General features: G+C 68.1%; 19 protein-coding genes and 2 tRNA genes. 8 read left to right on the top strand and 13 right to left on the bottom strand.

What is annotated here, in order from left to right:
• Positions 1-103: 103 nt before the first annotated feature.
• Together AC069H_RS07920 and AC069H_RS07915 are read right to left on the bottom strand one after the other, a co-directional pair.
• Positions 104-406 carry a transposase gene (locus tag AC069H_RS07920; protein WP_478231744.1) on the bottom strand — a complete coding sequence of 101 codons (303 nt, stop codon included), beginning with the start codon at positions 404-406 and terminating at the stop codon, positions 104-106.
• Between the two features lie 76 nt (positions 407-482).
• Entirely contained in the window at positions 483-1,277 is a 795-nt protein-coding gene (locus tag AC069H_RS07915; protein WP_478231743.1) for a hypothetical protein, read from the bottom strand.
• Positions 1,278-1,607: 330 nt separating this feature from the next.
• Here AC069H_RS07915 and AC069H_RS07910 point away from each other — a divergent pair, with 330 nt between their 5' ends.
• On the top strand, positions 1,608-2,774 hold the full coding sequence (locus AC069H_RS07910; protein ID WP_478231742.1) for a tyrosine-type recombinase/integrase: 1,167 nt from the start codon (positions 1,608-1,610) through the stop codon (positions 2,772-2,774).
• A 40-nt stretch (positions 2,775-2,814) separates the two neighbouring features.
• On the opposite strand, the gene AC069H_RS07905 is transcribed toward AC069H_RS07910, so the two are convergent.
• Positions 2,815-2,887, bottom strand: a tRNA-Lys gene (locus AC069H_RS07905).
• A gap of 195 nt (positions 2,888-3,082) precedes the next feature.
• On the opposite strand from AC069H_RS07905, the gene AC069H_RS07900 reads away from it, so the two are divergent.
• Entirely contained in the window at positions 3,083-4,303 is a 1,221-nt protein-coding gene (locus AC069H_RS07900; protein ID WP_478231741.1) for a L,D-transpeptidase, read from the top strand.
• A gap of 52 nt (positions 4,304-4,355) precedes the next feature.
• On the opposite strand, the gene AC069H_RS07895 is transcribed toward AC069H_RS07900, so the two are convergent.
• The 3 genes from AC069H_RS07895 to orn form a co-directional block, all read right to left on the bottom strand.
• On the bottom strand, positions 4,356-4,571 hold the full coding sequence (locus tag AC069H_RS07895) for a hypothetical protein (RefSeq protein ID WP_478231740.1): 216 nt from the start codon (positions 4,569-4,571) through the stop codon (positions 4,356-4,358).
• A 165-nt stretch (positions 4,572-4,736) separates the two neighbouring features.
• A tRNA-His gene (locus AC069H_RS07890) sits at positions 4,737-4,812 on the bottom strand.
• A 77-nt stretch (positions 4,813-4,889) separates the two neighbouring features.
• Positions 4,890-5,498 carry an oligoribonuclease gene (gene orn, locus AC069H_RS07885; protein WP_478228556.1) on the bottom strand — a complete coding sequence of 203 codons (609 nt, stop codon included), beginning with the start codon at positions 5,496-5,498 and terminating at the stop codon, positions 4,890-4,892.
• A gap of 112 nt (positions 5,499-5,610) precedes the next feature.
• Here orn and AC069H_RS07880 point away from each other — a divergent pair, with 112 nt between their 5' ends.
• Together AC069H_RS07880 and AC069H_RS07875 are read left to right on the top strand one after the other, a co-directional pair.
• Positions 5,611-7,134 (top strand): helicase HerA-like domain-containing protein, encoded by a 1,524-nt coding sequence (locus tag AC069H_RS07880; protein WP_478231739.1) that lies wholly within the window; start codon positions 5,611-5,613, stop codon positions 7,132-7,134.
• A gap of 47 nt (positions 7,135-7,181) precedes the next feature.
• Positions 7,182-7,559 (top strand): DUF3224 domain-containing protein, encoded by a 378-nt coding sequence (locus AC069H_RS07875; protein ID WP_478228554.1) that lies wholly within the window; start codon positions 7,182-7,184, stop codon positions 7,557-7,559.
• Positions 7,560-7,645: 86 nt separating this feature from the next.
• On the opposite strand, the gene AC069H_RS07870 is transcribed toward AC069H_RS07875, so the two are convergent.
• The 3 genes from AC069H_RS07870 to AC069H_RS07860 form a co-directional block, all read right to left on the bottom strand.
• Positions 7,646-8,587: a S1C family serine protease gene (locus AC069H_RS07870; RefSeq protein ID WP_478231738.1), complete on the bottom strand. Its 942-nt coding sequence runs from the start codon at positions 8,585-8,587 to the stop codon at positions 7,646-7,648.
• Between the two features lie 80 nt (positions 8,588-8,667).
• A complete protein-coding gene (locus AC069H_RS07865) occupies positions 8,668-9,996 on the bottom strand; it encodes a M20 family metallopeptidase (protein WP_478231737.1) in 1,329 nt (442 codons plus the stop codon).
• The gene (locus tag AC069H_RS07860; protein WP_478231736.1) at positions 9,993-10,763 is read right to left on the bottom strand and encodes a class I SAM-dependent methyltransferase; all 771 of its coding nucleotides are present in this window, start codon (positions 10,761-10,763) and stop codon (positions 9,993-9,995) included. The genes AC069H_RS07865 and AC069H_RS07860 overlap by 4 nt, the downstream gene beginning before the upstream one ends.
• 141 nt (positions 10,764-10,904) lie before the next feature.
• On the opposite strand from AC069H_RS07860, the gene AC069H_RS07855 reads away from it, so the two are divergent.
• Genes AC069H_RS07855 through AC069H_RS07845 form a run of 3 tightly spaced genes read left to right on the top strand, consistent with a single transcriptional unit; the run spans position 10,905 to position 13,879 of the window.
• Positions 10,905-11,837, top strand: coding sequence for a DNA-3-methyladenine glycosylase family protein (locus AC069H_RS07855; RefSeq protein ID WP_478231735.1), 933 nt, complete (start codon positions 10,905-10,907; stop codon positions 11,835-11,837).
• A gap of 43 nt (positions 11,838-11,880) precedes the next feature.
• Entirely contained in the window at positions 11,881-12,594 is a 714-nt protein-coding gene (locus AC069H_RS07850) for a M50 family metallopeptidase (protein WP_007031724.1), read from the top strand.
• Between the two features lie 52 nt (positions 12,595-12,646).
• A complete protein-coding gene (locus tag AC069H_RS07845) occupies positions 12,647-13,879 on the top strand; it encodes an aldehyde dehydrogenase family protein (RefSeq protein WP_478228549.1) in 1,233 nt (410 codons plus the stop codon).
• A 98-nt stretch (positions 13,880-13,977) separates the two neighbouring features.
• On the opposite strand, the gene AC069H_RS07840 is transcribed toward AC069H_RS07845, so the two are convergent.
• The 4 genes from AC069H_RS07840 to ccrA all read right to left on the bottom strand — a co-directional run bounded on the left by AC069H_RS07840 (position 13,978) and on the right by ccrA (position 18,232).
• Positions 13,978-15,123, bottom strand: a complete 1,146-nt coding sequence (locus AC069H_RS07840) for an adenylate/guanylate cyclase domain-containing protein (protein WP_478231734.1) — start codon at positions 15,121-15,123, stop codon at positions 13,978-13,980.
• On the bottom strand, positions 15,123-15,572 hold the full coding sequence (locus tag AC069H_RS07835; protein WP_478228547.1) for a universal stress protein: 450 nt from the start codon (positions 15,570-15,572) through the stop codon (positions 15,123-15,125). Before AC069H_RS07835 ends, AC069H_RS07840 begins: the two co-directional genes overlap by 1 nt.
• Before the next feature lie 105 nt (positions 15,573-15,677).
• On the bottom strand, positions 15,678-16,814 hold the full coding sequence (locus tag AC069H_RS07830; RefSeq protein WP_340683601.1) for a coiled-coil domain-containing protein: 1,137 nt from the start codon (positions 16,812-16,814) through the stop codon (positions 15,678-15,680).
• 77 nt (positions 16,815-16,891) lie between these two features.
• On the bottom strand, positions 16,892-18,232 hold the full coding sequence (gene ccrA / locus AC069H_RS07825) for a crotonyl-CoA carboxylase/reductase (protein WP_340683600.1): 1,341 nt from the start codon (positions 18,230-18,232) through the stop codon (positions 16,892-16,894).
• A 247-nt stretch (positions 18,233-18,479) separates the two neighbouring features.
• Here ccrA and AC069H_RS07820 point away from each other — a divergent pair, with 247 nt between their 5' ends.
• On the top strand, positions 18,480-18,848 hold the full coding sequence (locus AC069H_RS07820; protein ID WP_478228546.1) for an SPW repeat protein: 369 nt from the start codon (positions 18,480-18,482) through the stop codon (positions 18,846-18,848).
• Positions 18,849-18,863 lie beyond the last annotated feature (15 nt).

The following is an 18,863-nucleotide window of genomic DNA, read 5'->3' as shown; positions in this document are numbered from 1 at the left end:
GCCACATCCCCACCCAGCAGGTGCCCGGCGGGCCGCACATCAGGACAAGCCACCAGTCACGTGGGGCAGCGAAGAAACGAGCGAACCCCACCGGGCACCAAGATCATGACATTGACGCGAAGAAAGCCGTGGCTCGTTTGAGGATCTCCACGTCCTCGGACAGGCGGCGGTTTTCTCGCCGCAACCGAGCCAGCTCGGCCCTCTCATCGGTGGACAGCCCGCCGTCGGTGCTGGTCCCGGCGTCGCGTTCGGCCTGCTTGACCCACTCCCGCACGCCGGTCTCGGTCAGGTCGAAGTCCTTCGCGACCTGACCGATCGACCGGTCGCCGCGCCGGCATAACTCGACGATCTCGGCCTTGAACTCCTGCGTGAACGAACGACGAGCCCGAGGCTTCTTCCTGCCCATGGTCTCCATGATGGAACATCCTTCCGGAGGCACAAAGCCCCTGATCTTGGATGTCCGTCAAAACGGGTCAGGCCCACTACATTTCGGGCACGTGATGCGCCTCTTTACCCAGTTCGTTACTGAGTCCGAGGGACTGTTCGATTTGGGTGACGGCGTTGTGATGTGTTCCGATGGCGGGATCCATGATCCACAGTTGTTCGATGGCGGGTTGGAATCCGAGTGCTGCCCAGGTGCGGCGTACTTTTTCGAGTGCTGGTTCGAAGGTCGAGTCGTCTTTGAGCAGGGCGCGGTCGAGGTCGATGGGGAACGGCAGTACAGCGACGAGGCGCGGGTCGGCGCAGACCCAGCGGAGCAGGCGGGCGGTGAGTAGCCGTCCGACTCCGCCGAGGCCGCGCCAGGCCGGCGCGAGCTGTACTCGATCGATGATGACGACGTGGCTGCCGAGCGACTCGACCTCATCTTCGAGGTCATCTCGGAGTGTGACGAAACCGAATTGATCGCGGCCGCCGAAGAGGGGGATGAATCTTGCGTAGTCCTCGCTACGGGCATCGAGTGCGACGTGGATGTTTTTGACGTGCTGGAGGTCGAGGGTTAACCCGTTGGCTTCGAATATCGTGACGTCGAGAGCTTCCTCGTCGAGTCGTTTCGTCGAGAGTGCCGTGCCTTCGATTTCGTGCCAGGGGTTGATGCCGTCGGCTTCGTCCTCGTCCGGCAGGACGCGTACGGTTGCGCTGGCCCACCAATCACTTGTTCCGGGATCGGTTTCGCCGCCGCCGACGAGGTTCGCATGGTTTTTCAGGTGCAGTTCGACCCACTCAAGCTGAGCAAGTAGTTGCTGCGCTAGGTCTGGATCACTGTGGAGTGCAGCCATAGGACGTTACTACTCGGATTTCGCCATCGGCTCAAGATGAGCGCATTCTGGTCTGACGGAATGGATCAGAGTCAGGGAGTCGTGATGGGTGAGCGTGGTGTGTGGAAGCGGTGTGGGTGTGTTGATCAGGAGACGGGACGTCGGTGTGGTCCTCGGTGTCCGCGGCTGCCGGTGCGGGGGCACGGTAGCTGGTATTTCACGGTGGAGTTGCCGGGGCGCAGGGATGGTGGGCGGCGCAGGCTGCGGCGTGGCGGATTTACCTCGCGGACGGCGGCTACGCAGGCTCGGCGGTATTGGCGGGGTGATGATGTTGATCCTGATCTGAGTCTGGTGACGGTGGGGCAGTGGCTGGATATCTGGCTGGCGACTCGTCACACGATCCGTCCGGCGACTCGGACGATCTATACCCAGCTCGTTCGGGATTACTTGAAGCCTCGCCTTGGCAACGTGGTGCTGGCGGAGTTGACGATCGGGCGGGTGCAGGCGATGTTCACGGGCCTGCTGCGCGCGAATGCGACGCGGGCGCGGCCGTTGTCGGCGGCGACGGTGCAGCGGATGCGGGAGGTGCTGCGTGCCGCGTTGAACGGTGCCATCCGGCGTGGGTTGATCACGAGCAATCCAGCGCGGTGGGTGGAATTGCCCTCGCCGCAGCGGCCGCGTCCGGTGGTGTGGACGGAGGCGCGGGTGGCGGTGTGGCGGGCGACCGGGGAACGTCCGCCGCTGGCGGTGTGGACGGCTGAACAGACCGCGGCGTTTCTCCAGTTCACCGGGCAGCACCCGCTGCATCCCTTGTTCCACGTCGCGGCCTTGACCGGGCTGCGACGTGGCGAGGCCCTTGGCCTGCGCTGGTGCGACCTCGATTTGAACGAGTCGACCTTGACGGTGACTCATCAGATTCAAGAGCGAGACGGCCAAGCGGTGGTGTGCCTGCCCAAGACCACGGCCAGTGGTCGCACGGTGTCACTGGACCGAAGCACGATAGCTCTACTGACTCGGCTGCGTGCCTCCCAACTCCAGACGGCCGGAGGAGCTCCGGATGGCTGGGTCTTCGCGCATGACAATGGGCAGCACTGGAGTCCGAGCTACGTGTCGCACGCGTTCAGTCGGCTTGTCACCAAGTCTGGACTGCCGCCGGTACGGTTCCACGACCTCCGGCACGGTGCTGCAACGCTGTCGCTGGCCGCGGGGAACGACCTGAAGACGGTGCAAGCGCTGCTAGGCCACGCCAGCATCGTCCTGACGGCCGACACCTACACCAGCGTGCTCCCGTCCCTCGCCCGTGCAAGCGCCGAAGCGACCGCGAGCCTTATTCGTCGCGCCGGCTACGAACGGGGTCAGAAGATCTGCAGGTCACGGGCCACTCGCGGTCGACAACAACGAAGTCAGGGCAGCGGCCGAGGTCCGCGCCTCATCTATCGAGGAGAGGCACTCGAACGGGCTCACGGTGGCCCCACCTCGGGCTCACACATCAACAAAGCCCACCAACGGCACCCCTGAAATGACGGGAAAATCGTTGGCGGGCTTTGGTTTCTTACTGTGCGCCATCAGGGACTCGAACCCCGAACCCGCTGGTTAAGAGCCAGCTGCTCTGCCAATTGAGCTAATGGCGCCTGCTTGTTCCGCCGCTTTGGTGTTCCCCTCGGCGACGTGGAAAACATTAACACAGGGTTGCTGGGGCCCGTTTCAGGGGGGTCCCCTAACGACGGGCCGGGACGTATTCGGCCATCCGGCCGCGAGCGTTGCGGCCGGTCAGGCAGACTATAGCCAGACGTTGGGGTTGGTACCACGCGAAACGGGCGGTGTGCATGAGGGTCTGGGGAGCGACGGGGCGGTCGCGGGTGGCTGTGGTGGCATTGGTGGCCGGGTTCACACTGGCCGCGTGCAGCAGTACACCGTCGGGTGAATCGCCGTCGCAGGGTGGTGCTCCTGGGGGTTCGCAGCAGAGTGCCGCGCCGGCGCCGGAGCCGAAGCCGGCCGTGATGACGCTGACCCCGACACAGGGTGCGGCGAACGTGGCGCCCGGCGAGCCGGTCACGGTGGCCGTGGCCGACGGCAAGGTCGGCGAGGTCAAACTGACCGGCGCCGACGGCAAGGTCGTCGCGGGCAAGCCGAAGGAAGACGGTACGGGCTGGGAGTCGGCGGAACCGCTCGGCTACGGCAAGACCTACACCGTCACCGCGGCCGCGACCGGGACCGATGGCAAGCCGGTCACCGCGACCTCGACGTTCTCCACCGCCAAGCCTGGCCGCCAGATCGGCGTCTCGATCAACCTGGTCGAAGGCGAGACGGTCGGCGTCGGCCTGCCGTTGATCTTCACCTTCACCGGCAACGTGCCGGACAAGGCGGCGACCGAGAAGGCGTTGAAGATCGTCACCGAGCCGCAGGCCGAGGGCGCGTTCCACTGGTTCGGCGAGAAGACCGTGATGTGGCGGCCCAAGGAGTACTTCAAGCCGGGCACGAAGATCTCGGTCAACGCGGCGATCTACGGGAAGAACCTCGGCAACAACACCTTCGGCCGCGAGGACAAGCCCGCCAAGGTGGTCGTCGGGGACAAGCTGGTCGCGACCGCGGACGGTGGCACGCACCAGATGAAGGTCGTGGTGAACGACCAAGAGGTCAAGCAGATGCCGATCTCGATGGGCAAGCCGTCGAGCAGCACCCCGGCCGGGACCTACACGGTGATGAGCGAGCACAACGGGTACACGATGGACTCCAGCACGTACGGCGTCCCGACGGACAGCAAGGCCGGCTACCGGACGTTCGTGAAGTACGCGGTGCGGATGTCGAACAGCGGCATCTTCTATCACTCGGCACCGTGGTCGGTCGGTTCCCAGGGCAAGCGGAACGTGAGCCACGGCTGCATCAACCTGTCGACGGAGAACGCGAAGTGGCTGATGGACACTTCGAAGAAGGGTGACATCATCACGGTCACCAACTCGGGGCCGCAGGTGCTCGAGCCGACCGACGGCTGGTCGGTGTGGCAGATGTCGTGGGACGACTGGAAGACCGGCGGCGACCGGAACTGACCCATTGCCATGAGGGGTCCCCTTAGGACGGAATTCGTCCTAAGGGGACCCCTCATGGCGTTCCGGGCTCGGGCGTCCCGTTGAGGGTGTCCCAGGTCTTCTCTGGATCACGGACGCATCTTTGGTACTCGAGCTCGGCGAGGTACTTCTGCGACTGGGCCTTGGTGCAGTTCGGGTAGCCGGGCTCGCAGCGCCACGGTGACTTCTTGGCCGATGTGGTCGGCTTGGGCGGGCTCACCGTCACGGTCGTGACGGGTGTCGACGTCATCGCCGGCGCCGGTATCTGGTTCGGCGGAGAGGCGCTGCGCAAATCCGCCCGGGACGATCGCCCCTCACGGCACCGATCTGATGGGGGTCCGGGGGCTCGGCCCCGAAAAAAGGCGAAACCCCAGCCCGTTGGAAGGGGCCGAAGGCCCCGAACAGACTGGGGTGATGGGGTGAGCGACGGGTTTCGAACCCGCGACCTCCTGGACCACAACCAGGTGCTCTACCAGCTGAGCTACGCCCACCATCGCCGGGCTCGGGGAGCTCCCCATCACCTCGGCCGCACTATATTAGCGTGCCCGTTTCAGGGGCTCGCAACGGGTTACCCTTCGTGGCGTTCCTGCACTTCAGCGGCCGCGGCCTTGGCCTGTTCGGTGGTCGGGCCGGGCTGCGGGACGAAGGCGACGCGACGGTAGTAGTCGAGCTCCCCGATGGATTCCCTGATGTCGGCGAGCGCGCGGTGCGCGAGGCCCTTCTCGGGCTTGGCGTAGTAGATCCGCGGGTACCAGCGCCGGACGAGTTCCTTCACCGACGAGACGTCGACCATGCGGTAGTGCAGGTGCGCGTCGAGGAGGGGCATATCGCGGGTGATGAAGCCGCGGTCGGTGGCGATGGAGTTGCCGGCGAGCGGGGCGACGTTCGCCTCGGGCACGTGCGCGCGGATGTACTCGAGCACGCGCTGCTCGGCTTCTTCCATGGTCACGGTGGAGCGCCGGACCTCTTCGGTGAGGCCGGAGTGGGCGTGCATCTCGCGGACGACCTCCGGCATGCCGTCGAGAGCTTCGTCGTCGGCGTGGATGACGATGTCGACGCCTTCGCCGAGGACGTTGAGCTCGGCGTCGGTCACCAGCGCGGCGATTTCGATCAACGCGTCCTTGCCGAGGTCGAGCCCCGTCATCTCGCAGTCGATCCAGACTAGGCGGTCGTTCACCCCGGAACCCTAACCCGACCCGGGGATTCGTGACGCGCGACGTGCGGGTTCGGCGCGTTGCTGGCAGCGTGTGCATCCTCAGGTGAGTCATGTCACAGACCAGGGAGCGACAGTGGTCGAACAAGGTCCAGCCCAGGAGATCGCGCAGGGGTACGTGAGCGAGGGCGCGGCGGTCGAGCTCGGCGCGGTCGTGATCGACGGCAAGGCCGACGCCGGCGCCGCGGTCCGCCTGCCGCTGGCGACGCTGAACCGGCATGGGCTGGTCGCGGGCGCGACCGGCACCGGCAAGACGAAGACCCTGCAGCTGATCGCCGAACAGCTGTCGGCCGCGGGAGTGCCGGTGGTGCTGGCGGACGTGAAGGGTGACCTGTCGGGGCTCGCCGCGCAGGGCGAGAGAAACGACAAGATCGCCAAGCGCGCGGAAGAACTGGGTGACTCCTGGGAGCCCGCCGCCTTCCCCGTGCAGTTCCTGTCGCTGGGCACGGGTGGGAAGGGGTCGCCGATCCGGGCGACGATCACGAGTTTCGGCCCGATCCTGCTGTCGAAGGTCCTGGGGCTCAACGAAACCCAGGAGTCGACGCTCGGCCTGATCTTCCACTGGGCCGATCAGCGCGGGCTGGCGCTGCTGGACACGAAGGACCTCCGCGCGGTCATCACGCACCTGACGAGTGACGAGGGCAAGGAGGACCTCAAGGGCATCGGCGGCGTCTCGGCCGCGACGGCCGGGGTGATCCTCCGCGCGCTGTCCAATCTGGAGGCTCAGGGCGGCGAGGACTTCTTCGGCGAGCCCGAGCTGGACGTCCACGATCTGATGCGCGAGGTCGACGGCAAGGCGATGGTGACCTTGCTGGAACTGGACAACCTCCAGTCGAAGCCCGCGCTGTTCTCGACCTTCCTCATGTGGCTGCTGGCCGAGTTGTTCGAGGAGCTGCCCGAGGAGGGCGACCTCGACAAGCCGAAGCTGGTGTTCTTCTTCGACGAGGCACATCTGCTGTTCAACGACGCGTCGAAGGCGTTCCTGGAGCGCATCGAGCAGACCGTGAAGCTGATCCGGTCGAAGGGTGTCGGCGTGTTCTTCTGCACGCAACTCCCGACGGACATCCCGAACAACGTCCTGTCCCAGCTGGGCGCGCGGGTGCAGCACGCGTTGCGCGCGTTCACGCCCGAGGATCAGGCGGCGCTGACGAAGACGGTGAAGACGTATCCGAAGACGAAGCACTACGAGCTGGACTCGGCGCTGACGTCGCTCGGTATCGGCGAAGCGATCGTCACCGTGCTTTCCGAGCGGGGTGCGCCGACGCCGGTCGCGTGGACCCGCCTGCGTGCTCCGCGTTCGAAGATGGGCTCCATCGGCGCCGAAGCCATCACAGCGGCGACGACGTCTTCGGACCTGCACGCGAAGTACTCCGAGACGATCGACCGTGAGTCGGCCTACGAGAAGCTCGCCGCGAAGGTGGCCGCGCCGCCCGCCGGTGAGGCTGCTCCGGAGGCGCCGGCTCCGAAACCGGAGAAGGAAGGCCCCGGCATGGTCGAGCAGGCGATGAAGAACCCGGCGGTGAAGTCGTTCCTCCGCTCGGCGGCGAGCGCGCTGGGACGGGAGATCACCCGTGGTCTCTTCGGGAACCGGAGGCGGTGAGGAAAACCTGACGGGATCTGTCAGGTATGTCCGGCAGGGTCAGCGGCATGACCAACACCGCGACAGCATCGTTCACCGTGGACGGCTGGGATCCGCAAGCCACCGAGAAGGCCGAAGGCACCGAGTTCTCACGGGTGCTGCTGACCAAGACGTTCACCGGTGACGTCGAAGGGGCCAGCGCCGTGGAGATGCTGACCGCGGTGAACGAGACGTCGTCGGCGTACGTCGCCTTCGAGCGGCTGGCCGTCTCCGTCGACGGGCGCAAGGGCGGCTTCGTCCTGCATCACTCGGCGGGGGAGAACGGGCACCACCTGATCGTCTTGCCGGGCTCCGGTCACGGTGAGCTGGCAGGCATCACCGGAACGGCGGAGATCGTCCAGGACGACGAGGGCAACCACACCTTCACCCTCAGCTACGAACTCTGAACGCGTGTGAAGGACTCCTTCCCCCGGAGGAGTCCTTCACACGCTCACCGGCTGGGCCGCCCCCTGACGCGGTCCAGACGGCCGGGTCAGCCGACGATCTGCTCGACGATCTTCTTCGCGTCGTTGATGGGGATCGCGAAACCGATGCCGATGCTGCCCGTCGAGGCCGGGTTGTACAGCGCCGAGTTGATGCCGATGACGTTCCCCTGCGCGTCCACCAGCGCCCCGCCCGAGTTGCCCTGGTTGATCGGGGCGTCGGTCTGGATCGCGGTGTAGCTCGGCCCGGCTTCGTTCGTGGTCCTGCTGTAGGGCGAGCGCCGCTCCTGGCCGCTGCTCAACTCGTCGAGCTTGCGGTTCAGCGCGCTCACGATCCCGGTGGTCACGGTGTTCTGCAGTCCGCCGGGCGAGCCGATCGCGACGACTTGCCGGCCGACGGCGAGCTTGCTCGAGTCGCCGAGCGAAGCCGGCGTCAGGCCGCTCGCGTCCTTCGCCTGGAGCACGGCGATGTCGGCCTTCGTGTCGGCGCCGACCACGCTCGCCTTGTACTGCTTGCCGTCCGACAGGGTGACGGTCACGTCGCCCTCGGCGTCGGCGACCACGTGTGCGTTGGTGAGGATGCGCCCGTCCGCAGTCAGGATGACGCCGGAGCCGACCGCCTCGCCCTGCGCGGTGGTCACGTTCACCTGGACGACACTCGGCGTCACCTTCGCGGCGACCCCGCTGACGTCACCCGAAGTGTTGTTCCCGACCAGTTGCCCGTTGGCGACCGCGGACGAACCCGTGCCCGACGCCGACGACGCGGTGCCGAGCCCCGTGATCGCCGCTCCGCCGACACCGCCGACGAGTGCGGCGGCGAGTGCCGTCGCGCTGACGAGGACGGCGACCCTGCCGCCCTTCTTGCGTGGTGGCGGGGTGACGAGTGGATTCGGCGCGGCCTGCCAAGGGGTGTAACCGGGGTACTGCTGCTGGTGCGGCGGCTGGTGCCCACCGGTTGAGGCGGGACCTGGCCGACTCTCGTTCTCGGTCATGGAACAAGATTCGCGCCCGTACTTGTGAACCGCCTGTGGAATCCCCCTGTGCTTTCCTGAGAAGAATTACCTGAGAACGCTCAGTCGAAGAACGCCGGGACGTCCAAAGCTCCGCCCGACGCCTCGAACTCCTCGTGCACCGCGGCGCGGAGTTTCGCGTCGGCCAGGTAGTCGACGGCGGTCAGCGCCAGCCCCAGCGCACCGTCGACGACCGCGCGATCGCCGTCCGGCGAACCGGCCGCGGCCGCGAACTCCTTGGTGTGCAAGGCGGTCGTCGGTCCGGCGATGGCGATCATCGGGTGGATCGCGGGCATCCGGTAGGAGAGGTTGCCGAGATCCGTCGAGCCGGTGAGGAATTCGGGCACGATACCGGGCGGCAACGGTTTGCGGCCGGCGTCGACCTGGTGCACCGACCAGCGGCCGGCGAGGGTGGAGTTGAACCGGATCGGCAGATACGCGGGCTGGGCGTCCCACAGCAGTTCGACTCCGCAGCCGGTCATTTCCGCCGCACCGCGCGCGATCGCCGAAACCCGCTCGGCGAGGTCGCGCAGCGTGTCCGGCTGCGCGGAGCGGAGATAGAACAGCAGGGCCGCGCGTTCGGGGACGACGTTCGGCCGCGCGCCGCCGTCGGTGAAGACCCCATGGACGCGGTCGCTGGAAGGCAGATGCTGCCGAAGCGCCGCGACTCCCTGGTACGCGGCGACGGCGGCGTCGAGCGCGTTGCGGCCCATGAACGGCTGAGCCGAGGCGTGCGCGCCGACACCGTGGAAGACCATTTCCAGCTGCCGCCTGCCGAGGAACGGGTGCATGGCGATGTCGTGGCTGAACGGATGCAGCATGACCACGGCGTCGACGTCGTCGAAAACGCCGGCGCGGGCCATTGTCTCCTTGCCGCCGCCACCTTCCTCCGCCGGCGTGCCGATCAGCGAGACCCGGCCGCCCAGCCGTTCGGCGACCGCCGCCGCGCCGAGGAAGCCGCCCGCGCCCGCGGTGCAGATGACGTTGTGCCCGCAGCCGTGGCCGAGCCCGGGAAGCGCGTCGTATTCGGAGAGGACCGCGATATGCGGCCCGCTGCCGGGGGTGGTCGCGACCAAGGCGGTGTCGAGGCCGCCCGCGCCGATCGTCACCTCGTGGCCGTGCCGCTCGAGCAGGTCGCCGAGCGCGCGGACCGAGCGGTGTTCGGCGAAACCTTCTTCTGGATGAGCGTGCAGGTCTTGGCTCAGCCCCACCAATTCCGCCGCCAGCGCGCGGATGTCGGCGCTTACGGCGTCTCGTGTGGCGGCGTCCGCGCCGTCATGGGGCGAACCGAGGGGTTCGGCCGCGGCGACGGCGTCCGCGGTCGCGTCGACCAGCGAGCGGAGGTAGCCGTCGTCGGGAGGAATCGGCGAAGCGTGCTCAGAGCGGATCATTTCCGGATGTTAACTCCTAGCTCGCCCGTGACGATCTGCGTGACACCGGAGTACCGCTCTTCGACGTGGTCGAAACCGCGCTGGAACAGCTTGATCGCGATCTCGCCGCGGTCGAACATCCGCTGCCCGCTCAGCCTGCCGAGGACGGTGTCCGCGAGCCGCATCGGCTGATCGCTGTGCCGGGCACTGGTCAGCATCACCAGCGAGCCACCGGGTTTCAGCGCACGGGCGAACGAATCCAGCGCCGCGTCGGGATCGGCGAACATGTGCAGCGCGGCGAAGCAGCAGACGGCGTCCACAGTGGAATCGTCGAGCGGCAGGTCGACGGCGTCGGCGCGCAGATAGGTCACCGAAGGGGGATTGGGCGCGGCGAGCGCCTTCTCCAGCATGGTGACCGAACCGTCGAGCCCGATCGACAGGCCGTCCGGCCCGACCGCTTCGCCGAAGGCACGAGTGAACCGGCCGGTGCCGCAGGCGACGTCCAGCGCGACCTGACCGGCGTGCAGGCCGAGCGCTTCGATCGCGAGGCGGACCTCGTCCGCCATCGTCGGGCCGTTCAGTCCTTTCGCGACCCTGCCCAGCGCCGGGCGCCAGTACCGCTCGTAGATCATCGGCACGGCGGAGGTGCGCATCAGCCGCTGCGCGAGTCCGGTCGGCGGCCCCGCCTGCGGGATTTCTCCCAGCAGGTCAAGGAAACCCTTCCCGGTGGTGGTGGGCGTGGTGCCCGGCCTCAGCAGGCTTTCGAGACGTTCGCGATGGTCCGGCATGGCTGCTCCCTTCACGGTCCTCACCGGAGAATCTGCCATGACCGGTCCGTTCGCGACATTCCCGCCGCCGCGACCCGAAACTGTCGGTGGCCGTCTCTAACGTCGGAGGGAGTCGCCGTTCCCCAGCCGAAGGAGCACGAAATGACCGGCTCGATCCTGCAGCACACCGCCACGACCACGCTCCGCATCCCGGTGCGCGGCCCGTTCGACCTCGACAAGTCCATCCGTTTCCTGACCGATTTCCCGCCCGCGTGCCGCGCGGACGCGGCCGCCGAACCCGGCACCCTGCGCTTCGCCTTCCCCGCCGAAGCGGGCTGGGAGCATGTCGGTGCGGCCGTCAGACAGAGATCGCCCGGTTCGATCGAGGTGGAGGTCTTCGCCGAAGAGGGGCTCGCCGTCGAAGTCGGCGCCCAGGTCCGGCGGATCCTGTCGGTGGACGTCGACGGCGTCGGCTTCGCCAAGATCGGCACGGCGGATCCCGTGGTGCGCCGCCTCCAGCAGGCGCACACCGGCCTGCGGCCGGTGCTGTTCCATTCGCCCTATGAAGCCGCATGCTGGGCGATCCTGAGCCACCGGGCGCGGATGTCCCAGGCCGCCACGGTGAAACGTCGGCTCGCCGAGGAATTCGGCAGGCCGGTGGACGTCGGAGGGAAGGTCCTCAGGTCGTTCCCGGCGCCGGACGTACTGGCCGGGCCGGAGGTAGGACGCGGCCTGCCGGAGGTGAAGGCCGAGCGGTTGCGCGCGGTGGCCAACGCCGCCAAGGACGGTCTGCTCGACGCCGCGTACCTGCGCGCGATGCCGGTGCCGGACGCGTTGCGCTGGTTGCAGCGCTTGCCTGGGATCGGCCCGTTCTCGGCACAGCTGATCCTGATCCGTGGTGCCGGGCATCCGGACGTCTTCCCCAGTGGCGAGCCCCGGTTACAGGAGGCCATGCGGGCCGCGTACGACCTGCCGATGGCGCCACCCGAGGAGTTGGAGGAGTTGTCCGCGGTATGGCGGCCGTTCCGCAGCTGGGTGGCTTTCGCCCTGCGCAACGACGGGAGTTTCGCACGCGCGGGATCGGGAGTTCGATGACCGCCTGACACGGGACATATCCGGCTTGTGGTGAGCTGGTGAGGTGAGCTCGTCTCCCGCCGAAACGGTTTCCGACATCGCCCAGTCCACCCCGCCCGGCACGATCACCCTGGTCACCGGTGGTCTCGCGCTGCTCGTGGTGCTCTCAGGCAGGCCTTGGCGGATCGCCCGCAACCTGATCACGCTCGTCCACGAGGCGGGTCACGCGCTGGCGGCGGTGCTGGTCGGCCGTCGGCTGCAGGGCATCAAGCTGCACTCGGACACCTCCGGAGTCACGGTCTCCCGTGGCAAACCGGAGGGCCCGGGGATGGCGTTCACCGCGCTGGCCGGGTACCCGGCGGCCGCGGTGCTCGGGCTGGTGTTCGCGGGGCTGCTCTCGTCGGACCTGATCACCGTCGTGCTGATCATGATGGCGTTGATGCTGCTGGGCGTGCTGGTGATGGTGCGCAACACCTACGGCGTGTTCACCGTGGTCGCCAGCTCGGTGGTGCTCGGGCTGGTCGCGCTGGTGGCGCCCTCGTGGTTCCAGGCGATCTTCGTCTACCTGCTGACCTGGTTCCTGCTGTTCGGCGGTGTTCGGCCGGTGGTCGAGCTCCAGATCAAGCGGCGCCGGGGAGCGGCGCGGGATTCCGACGCCGATCAGCTCGGCAGGCTCACCGGGATGCCCGCGGTGCTGTGGGTGCTGGTGATGGCCGTGCTGACGGTGAGCTGTCTCTTCGCGGGCGGGTTGTGGCTGCTGGAGCCGACCGTCGCCTGACCGGGGCGGTACGGCAGACTGATGGCTCGTTCCGCGCGGAAGGAGTCAGCAGATGGACGAGGTCGCCAAGGCCGTCGAGGAATGCGCTCGATCGGCGAAACGGGCCGCGCCGTCGCTGGCCGCCGCCACCGCGGAGGCGATCGACGCCGCGCTGAACGCCATGGCGGACAAGCTGGTCGAGCACGCCGACGTCGTGCTCGAAGCGAACCAGGCCGACATCGCCAAGGCACGCGAGGACGGCATGAGCGCGGGCCTGCTCGACAGGCTCACCATCACGCCCGAGCGGCTGACCGGCATGGCCGAACAGCTCCGTCTCCTGGCGGGCGCGCCGCATCAGGAGCGCTCCGTCGATGTGTCCACTTTGGACGGAGGGCTGCGGCTGGTGGAGCGTCGCCGCCCGGTCGGTGTGATCGGCGCGAACTACGAAGCGCGCCCGAACGTCACGGTGGACGTCGCCTCGCAGCTGGTGAAGTCGCGCAACGGTGGCGTGCTCCGCACGGGTTCCGCCGCGCTCGGCTCGGCCCAGCGTCTGCGCGAGACCGTGATCGCGCCCGCGCTCTCCGAGGCGGGAATCGACCCGGACGTCATCCAGCTGGTGCCGCGCGCCGAGCGTGAAGCGGCGTCCGCGCTGGTCCGTTTCCCCGAGCTCGTGCCGCTGGTCATCCTGCGTGGCAGCGGTGACAGCACCCGGGCACTGGCCACCGAGGCGGCCGTTCACGGCGTCCGGACGCTGGCCCACGCCGACGGCGGCGGCGTGCTGTACGTCGACGAGGCGGCCGACACCGACAAGGTGCGCGACCTGGTCTTCAACAGCCTCGACCGGCTCGGCGTCTGCAACCGGCTGAACCTGCTGCTGATCCACGAGAACGCCCACGACCGCGTCTGGCCCGGCATCTCCGGCGCGCTGGCCGAACGCGGCGTCACGCCCTCGCTCGCCCCGCACGAGCACGCCATCGGCTACGAATGGGCGCTCGACTCGGACCGCGAAGCGACCGTCACCGTCGCGAAGGTCTCCGGCCTGCCCGAAGCGGCGGAGATCGCCAACGAGCGGACCTCCGGCCTGGCCGCCGGCATCGCGACCGAGAGCAGCGAAGCCGCCGACGCGTTCTTCGACGCGTACACCGGCACCGGCGTCTTCTGGAACGCCCCGACCCGGCTGCTCGACGGCTTCAAGCTCCTCGCCGTCCCCGAGACCGGCATCAACCTGGACAAGGTCCCCGGCCCGCGTGGTCCGGTCACCTACACCGATCTCTACGTGCGCCAGTACGCCGTGCTGCCCGCCTGACGCGCGGTGGTCGTGAGTGACGATTCGTGTTCTAACCCGAATCGTCACTCACGACCCGCGGAAGTGGTAGCAAAGGTCCCTTGCTCCCCGGCAGGGGATCAGCGCCGCCGCCGCTTGGACCGAGGCCGAGGCGGCACCGAGTCCGCGGTGGCGTCCTCGACCTCGTCCGAAGCAGGCGTCGGGTCCGGAGTGGCGTCGCCCAGCCCCAGCATCTCCGCGGCGAGCTGTTGCGAAGACGCGAACATGCCCGAAGGCCGGTCCCGCGCCCGGCGCAGGGACGAAGGCCTCAGCCGGGTGTAGCCCCGCACCGAAACCGGCCGCCGCGAGCGGACCTCGTACTGCGGGAACCCCGAAAGCTCGCCGGCGAGTTCCTTGTCGACCAGGATGGTGCCCGGCCGCGCGGTCGAGGTGAGGCGGGCGGCGAGGTTCACGACCGAGCCGTAGACGTCGCCGAACCGGCTGAGGATCCGGCCCGAAGCCAGCCCCGCGCGCACGGAGGGCAAGGTCTCGTCGGCATCGGCGCGTGCGGACAGGGTAAGGGCGATCTCGGCCCCGTCGACGGCGGAATCGGCGACGAACAGGACCTCGTCGCCGATCATCTTCACGATCCGCCCGTGGTGATCCGCGACCACCTCGGTGGCGACGGATTCGAACCGGTCGAGGATGTCGGTCAGCTCTTCTTCGTCGACCTGCCTGGTCAGCCGGGTGTAGCCGACCATGTCGACGAAGCCGACCACCTCGGTCCTCGCTTCGAGGTCTTCGTCCGGCAGTGCCAGCGCCCGGCCCGCGTAGGCGGCCAGGTGGCGGCGCCAGACGAATTCCTGCACCTTCTCCAGCTCGGGCAGCAGCCGCTCGACGAGCCGCCCGATCTGGCGTTCGCTGCTGCCGATCTCCTTGTTCTCGGTGATCATCGTCCACAGCATGTGGACCTGCCATTCCGCGAGACGCGAAAGGTGCTGGCCCAGCGCGCGTGTCACGGCCAGCTCGATGCTCGGGTCGATCAGCCCCGAGTTCATCAGCTGATCGGCCGTGCGGATCGCTTCGATGTCGGCGTCGGTGAAGACGACCTCGTCGTCGTCGACCGTCGCGAAGCCCAGCGCACGCCAAAGGCGCCGAGAGCGTTCCTCGGGAACGCCTGCCTTCTCGGCGACTTCGAGCCGGGTGTACTTGCGCCTTCCGCCGAGCAGGATCCGTTCGAGGCGCTGTTGCAGCGCGTCGGGCGAGATCTCGCCGGGTTCGGGCATCAGGTGGTGTGGACGATGAGCACGTCCACCCCGGACTTCCGCGCGACCTCGGACGGCACGGAACCCAGGATGCGGCCCGCGAGCGTGTTCAGCCCGCGGTTGCCGACCACCAGCAGGTCCGCGGAGCGCTCGGAGACGACCTTGCGCAGTGAGTCGACCGGGTCGCCGACGACCGCGGCGGTCTCGATGCTCTTCGCGCCGGCCTTCGCCGCCCGGTCACGGGCGGACAGGAGGGTGTCCTCGGCCGGGGCCGAGCCCACCACCTGGTACGCCTCGTCACCGAGGACGTCCTGCGCCTTCTCCACGTCGCCCTTCGTGGCGGGGTAGTAGGCGCACACGATGACCAGGGTCGCTCCGGAGTCCCCGGCGACACCCGCCGCCCGGTCGACCGCGGCGAACGAGGAATCCGATCCGTCCGTGCCCACGACCACGGTCCGATATGCAGCCATCCGCAACCTCCACCGATCTGACAGCCCGCACGTGCGCGCGAGCAGCGACGATAACCGCTCGTCGGCGGCCTCGCAGGCCGCCGTGAGCACGGTCGGGTGAAAAGGTTACTCGCCAGTCGGTTTCTGCGCTGCCGCAGGTCGCGGTGAAGGCTTCGCGCCGGATGTGGCCTTCGGCACATCGGCCGTCCGGAGCTGCACGGTGGCTTCCGCGTCGGGCGACGGCTTCGCCTTCAGGTCCGCCGGGACATGCGGTTCGTCGCCGAGCACGTGCGTCGCCTCGGCGAGCGCGGCCCGCGCGGAGCGGACCTGCTCGGCCAGGCTGGAGCGCACCTTGCGGAGCGCTTCGACCCGTTCGGTGGCCTGTGTGATCCGCCGGTTGGACTCTTCGGTGGCCTGCCGGACGCGGCGGCGTGCCTCGTCGGCCGCCTCGGCGAGCCGGGCGTTGGCCTCGGTGATCGAGTCCTGCTTGCGCTTGTTGGCGTCGGCGACGGACTCGCGCTGACGGCGCTCGATGTCGGCCTTGGCCGCCGTCTCCTCTTCGAGCACCTTCGCGCGGATGGCGGCGGCGTCCTCGGTGGCCTCGCGGACGCGGCGGGCCGCCTCGGCCTTGCTCGCGGCCTCCTGCTCGGCCAGCGCGTGCATGGCCTCGGTGCGCCGCGACGCCATCGCGATCTCGAAGTCCTCTTCGACCTGCGTGCGGCGCTGCTGCGCCTCGGCGTCGAGCTTGTCGCGCTCGGCCTTCGCCTTGTCGGTGATGTCCTTCGCCTCGGCGCGAGCCTTCTCCAGCACGCCGCGGTGCTCGGCCTCCATCTCCTTGCGACGGAGGTCGAGCTCGTTGAGCAGTTGCTCGTAGCGGGCCCGCATGGCGCTCGCGTCGGTCTCCGCCTTGGCGCGGATGTGCCCGGCTTCGGCTTCCGCGCGCGCCTTGGTGTCGGCGGCCTCGTCCTGCGCGAGCCGCAACATGCGCTGCAGGCGCTCGGAAAGGCCTTCGACACTCGTCGGCGGCTGGGCGAGCCTGTCGACCTGCCCGCGCAGGTCCGCGATCTCGCCGCGCGCGATCTCCAGCTGCCGTGCCAGGTCGCCCGCCTGTCCGATGGCGGCATCGCGATCGGCGGTGAGCATCTTCAGATCGGCGTCCAGCCGTTCGAGATGTTCGTCGACCTGCGCACGGCTGTAACCGCGCTTCGCCACGTCGAAGCCGGCTCCCAGCGGCACTAGCTCCCGTTCCTCGCCAAGGCTCATCCTTCTACCGTAGTCGAGCTGGAGTCACGGAAGGGTGAGCACCCACGCAACGCGCGGCGAAACCACGGTTCGGCGCGCTAAACGTTCCGGAAAGCGTTGATCCCGTCGATGTGCTTTTCGCGCAGCTCGTGGTTCCGGACACCCAGACCTTCTTCCGGCGCAAGGGCGAGCACGCCGACCTTGCCCTGATGCGCGTTGCGGTGGACGTCCAGCGCGGCCTGCCCGGTGTCCTCGAGCGAGTAGGTCTTCGACAGCGTCGGGTGGATCAGACCTTTCGCGATCAGCCGGTTCGCCTCCCACGATTCGCGGTAGTTGGCGAAGTGGCTGCCGATGATCCGCTTCAGGTTCATCCAGAGGTAGCGGTTGTCGAACTGGTGCATGTAGCCGGAAGTCGACGCGCACGTGACGATCGTGCCGCCCTTGCGCGCGGCGTAGACGGACGCGCCGAAGGTTTCGCGGCCCGGGTGCTCGAAGACGATGTCCGGGTCCTCGCCGCCGGTCAGCTCGCGGATCTTCTTGCCGAACCGCTGCCACTCCTTCGGGTCCTGGTTGTGCTCGTCCTTCCAGAACTTGTAGCCCTCGGCGTTGCGGTCGATGATCAGCTCCGCGCCGAGCTTCCGGCAGATCTCCGCCTTTTCGGGGCTGGAGACCACGCACACCGGGATCGCGCCGCCGTTGAGCGCGTACTGCGTCGCGTAGGAGCCGAGGCCGCCCGAAGCGCCCCAAATCAGCACGACGTCGCCCTGCTTCATGTCGGCGCCGTTGCGCGAGACGAGCTGGCGGTAGGCCGTGGAATTCACCAGGCCGGGGGAGGCGGCTTCCTCCCAGGTGAGGTGTCCCGGCTTGGGCATCAGCTGATTCGCCTTCACGAGCGCGATCTCCGCGAGCCCGCCGAAGTTCGTCTCGAAACCCCAGATCCGCTGCTCGGTGTCGAGCATCGTGTCGTTGTGCCCGTCCGGGCCCTCGAGTTCGACGTTGAGGCAGTGCGCGACGACCTCGTCGCCCGGCTTCCAGTTGTGCACGCCGGGCCCGGTGCGCAGCACGACGCCGGACAGGTCCGAGCCGACGACGTGATAGGGCAGGTCGTGGCGCTTCGACAGCGGCGAGAGCCGCCCGTAGCGCTCCAGGAACTTGAACGTCGAGACCGGTTCGAAGATCGAGGTCCAGACGGTGTTGTAGTTGATCGCGCTCGCCATGACCGCGACCAGCGCCTCGCCGGGGCCGAGTTCCGGCGTCGGGACCTCGTCGACATGCAGGGACTTGCGCGGGTCCTTGTCGCGGCTTTCGAGGCCTTCGAACATGCCGGCCTCGTCCTTGTGCACGGTCACCCCGCGATAGGACTCCGGCACGTCGAGCGACGCCACGGCGCCGAGGTCATCGTTCAGAATGGCCTGCTGGATCTCGCCGAGCTGCGACATCGGAACCTCCGCGAATGGGGTGGTGGACGGCGTGTGGCGCCACTGCGCCGATGTGGCCTCACCGGCAAAGAGTGGTTCGCCCAAATTACTCATGGGTAACCAGGTCCACAACTGTACGAGACGTGGAGCACGTACACATCCCGAAGTGTTATCGACCGGTCTTGACCGGCCGGCCAACCAAGCGGACCATGGGCTGTGGAGATCTCTCCGACCTGCAGGTTCAGCCGATTTTCGGAGGTGAGCACGCATGAACGAACCCACGACGCGCCCTTGGACCCGTCCCCATGACTGGGCGGAGGTGGTCATCGGTGTCGTGGTCGCGCTTTCACCCCTCTGGATGACCACGGACAACACCGCCATGTGGACGCTCGTCATTCTCGGCGCGCTGGTCGCCCTAGACGGTTTCGCGTCGCTTGCGATGCCTGGCATGGTCTACGGCGAAGGCATTCAGATCGTCCTGGGCGCGCTGCTGTTCATTTCGCCCTGGGTGATGGGATACGCCGACTTCATGGGCGCGTCCTGGACCGCTTGGATCGGCGGCGTCCTGACCGTGGTGGCCGGGGCGGCGGCGATGCCGATCGCCCAGGCGACGCACCGGACGGCGGGGCAGCACTGACCCAGGAGGAAACGG

It is taken from the genome of Amycolatopsis sp. NPDC043887 (assembly GCF_056435665.1).
This window is presented reverse-complemented; position numbering and strand designations above follow the sequence as displayed.

Excerpts from the sequence above, each read along its gene's own strand:
- AC069H_RS07920 (WP_478231744.1), bottom strand. The coding sequence starts at position 406 with ATGGGCAGGAAGAAGCCTCGGGCTCGTCGTTCGTTCACGCAGGAGTTC.
- AC069H_RS07915 (WP_478231743.1), bottom strand. The coding sequence starts at position 1,277 with ATGGCTGCACTCCACAGTGATCCAGACCTAGCGCAGCAACTACTTGCT.
- AC069H_RS07900 (WP_478231741.1), top strand. The coding sequence starts at position 3,083 with ATGAGGGTCTGGGGAGCGACGGGGCGGTCGCGGGTGGCTGTGGTGGCA.
- AC069H_RS07895 (WP_478231740.1), bottom strand. The coding sequence starts at position 4,571 with ATGACGTCGACACCCGTCACGACCGTGACGGTGAGCCCGCCCAAGCCG.
- AC069H_RS07875 (WP_478228554.1), top strand. The coding sequence starts at position 7,182 with ATGACCAACACCGCGACAGCATCGTTCACCGTGGACGGCTGGGATCCG.
- AC069H_RS07870 (WP_478231738.1), bottom strand. The coding sequence starts at position 8,587 with ATGACCGAGAACGAGAGTCGGCCAGGTCCCGCCTCAACCGGTGGGCAC.
- AC069H_RS07865 (WP_478231737.1), bottom strand. The coding sequence starts at position 9,996 with ATGATCCGCTCTGAGCACGCTTCGCCGATTCCTCCCGACGACGGCTAC.
- AC069H_RS07860 (WP_478231736.1), bottom strand. The coding sequence starts at position 10,763 with ATGCCGGACCATCGCGAACGTCTCGAAAGCCTGCTGAGGCCGGGCACC.
- AC069H_RS07855 (WP_478231735.1), top strand. The coding sequence starts at position 10,905 with ATGACCGGCTCGATCCTGCAGCACACCGCCACGACCACGCTCCGCATC.
- AC069H_RS07845 (WP_478228549.1), top strand. The coding sequence starts at position 12,647 with ATGGACGAGGTCGCCAAGGCCGTCGAGGAATGCGCTCGATCGGCGAAA.
- AC069H_RS07840 (WP_478231734.1), bottom strand. The coding sequence starts at position 15,123 with ATGCCCGAACCCGGCGAGATCTCGCCCGACGCGCTGCAACAGCGCCTC.
- AC069H_RS07835 (WP_478228547.1), bottom strand. The coding sequence starts at position 15,572 with ATGGCTGCATATCGGACCGTGGTCGTGGGCACGGACGGATCGGATTCC.
- AC069H_RS07830 (WP_340683601.1), bottom strand. The coding sequence starts at position 16,814 with ATGAGCCTTGGCGAGGAACGGGAGCTAGTGCCGCTGGGAGCCGGCTTC.
- ccrA (WP_340683600.1), bottom strand. The coding sequence starts at position 18,232 with ATGTCGCAGCTCGGCGAGATCCAGCAGGCCATTCTGAACGATGACCTC.
- AC069H_RS07820 (WP_478228546.1), top strand. The coding sequence starts at position 18,480 with ATGAACGAACCCACGACGCGCCCTTGGACCCGTCCCCATGACTGGGCG.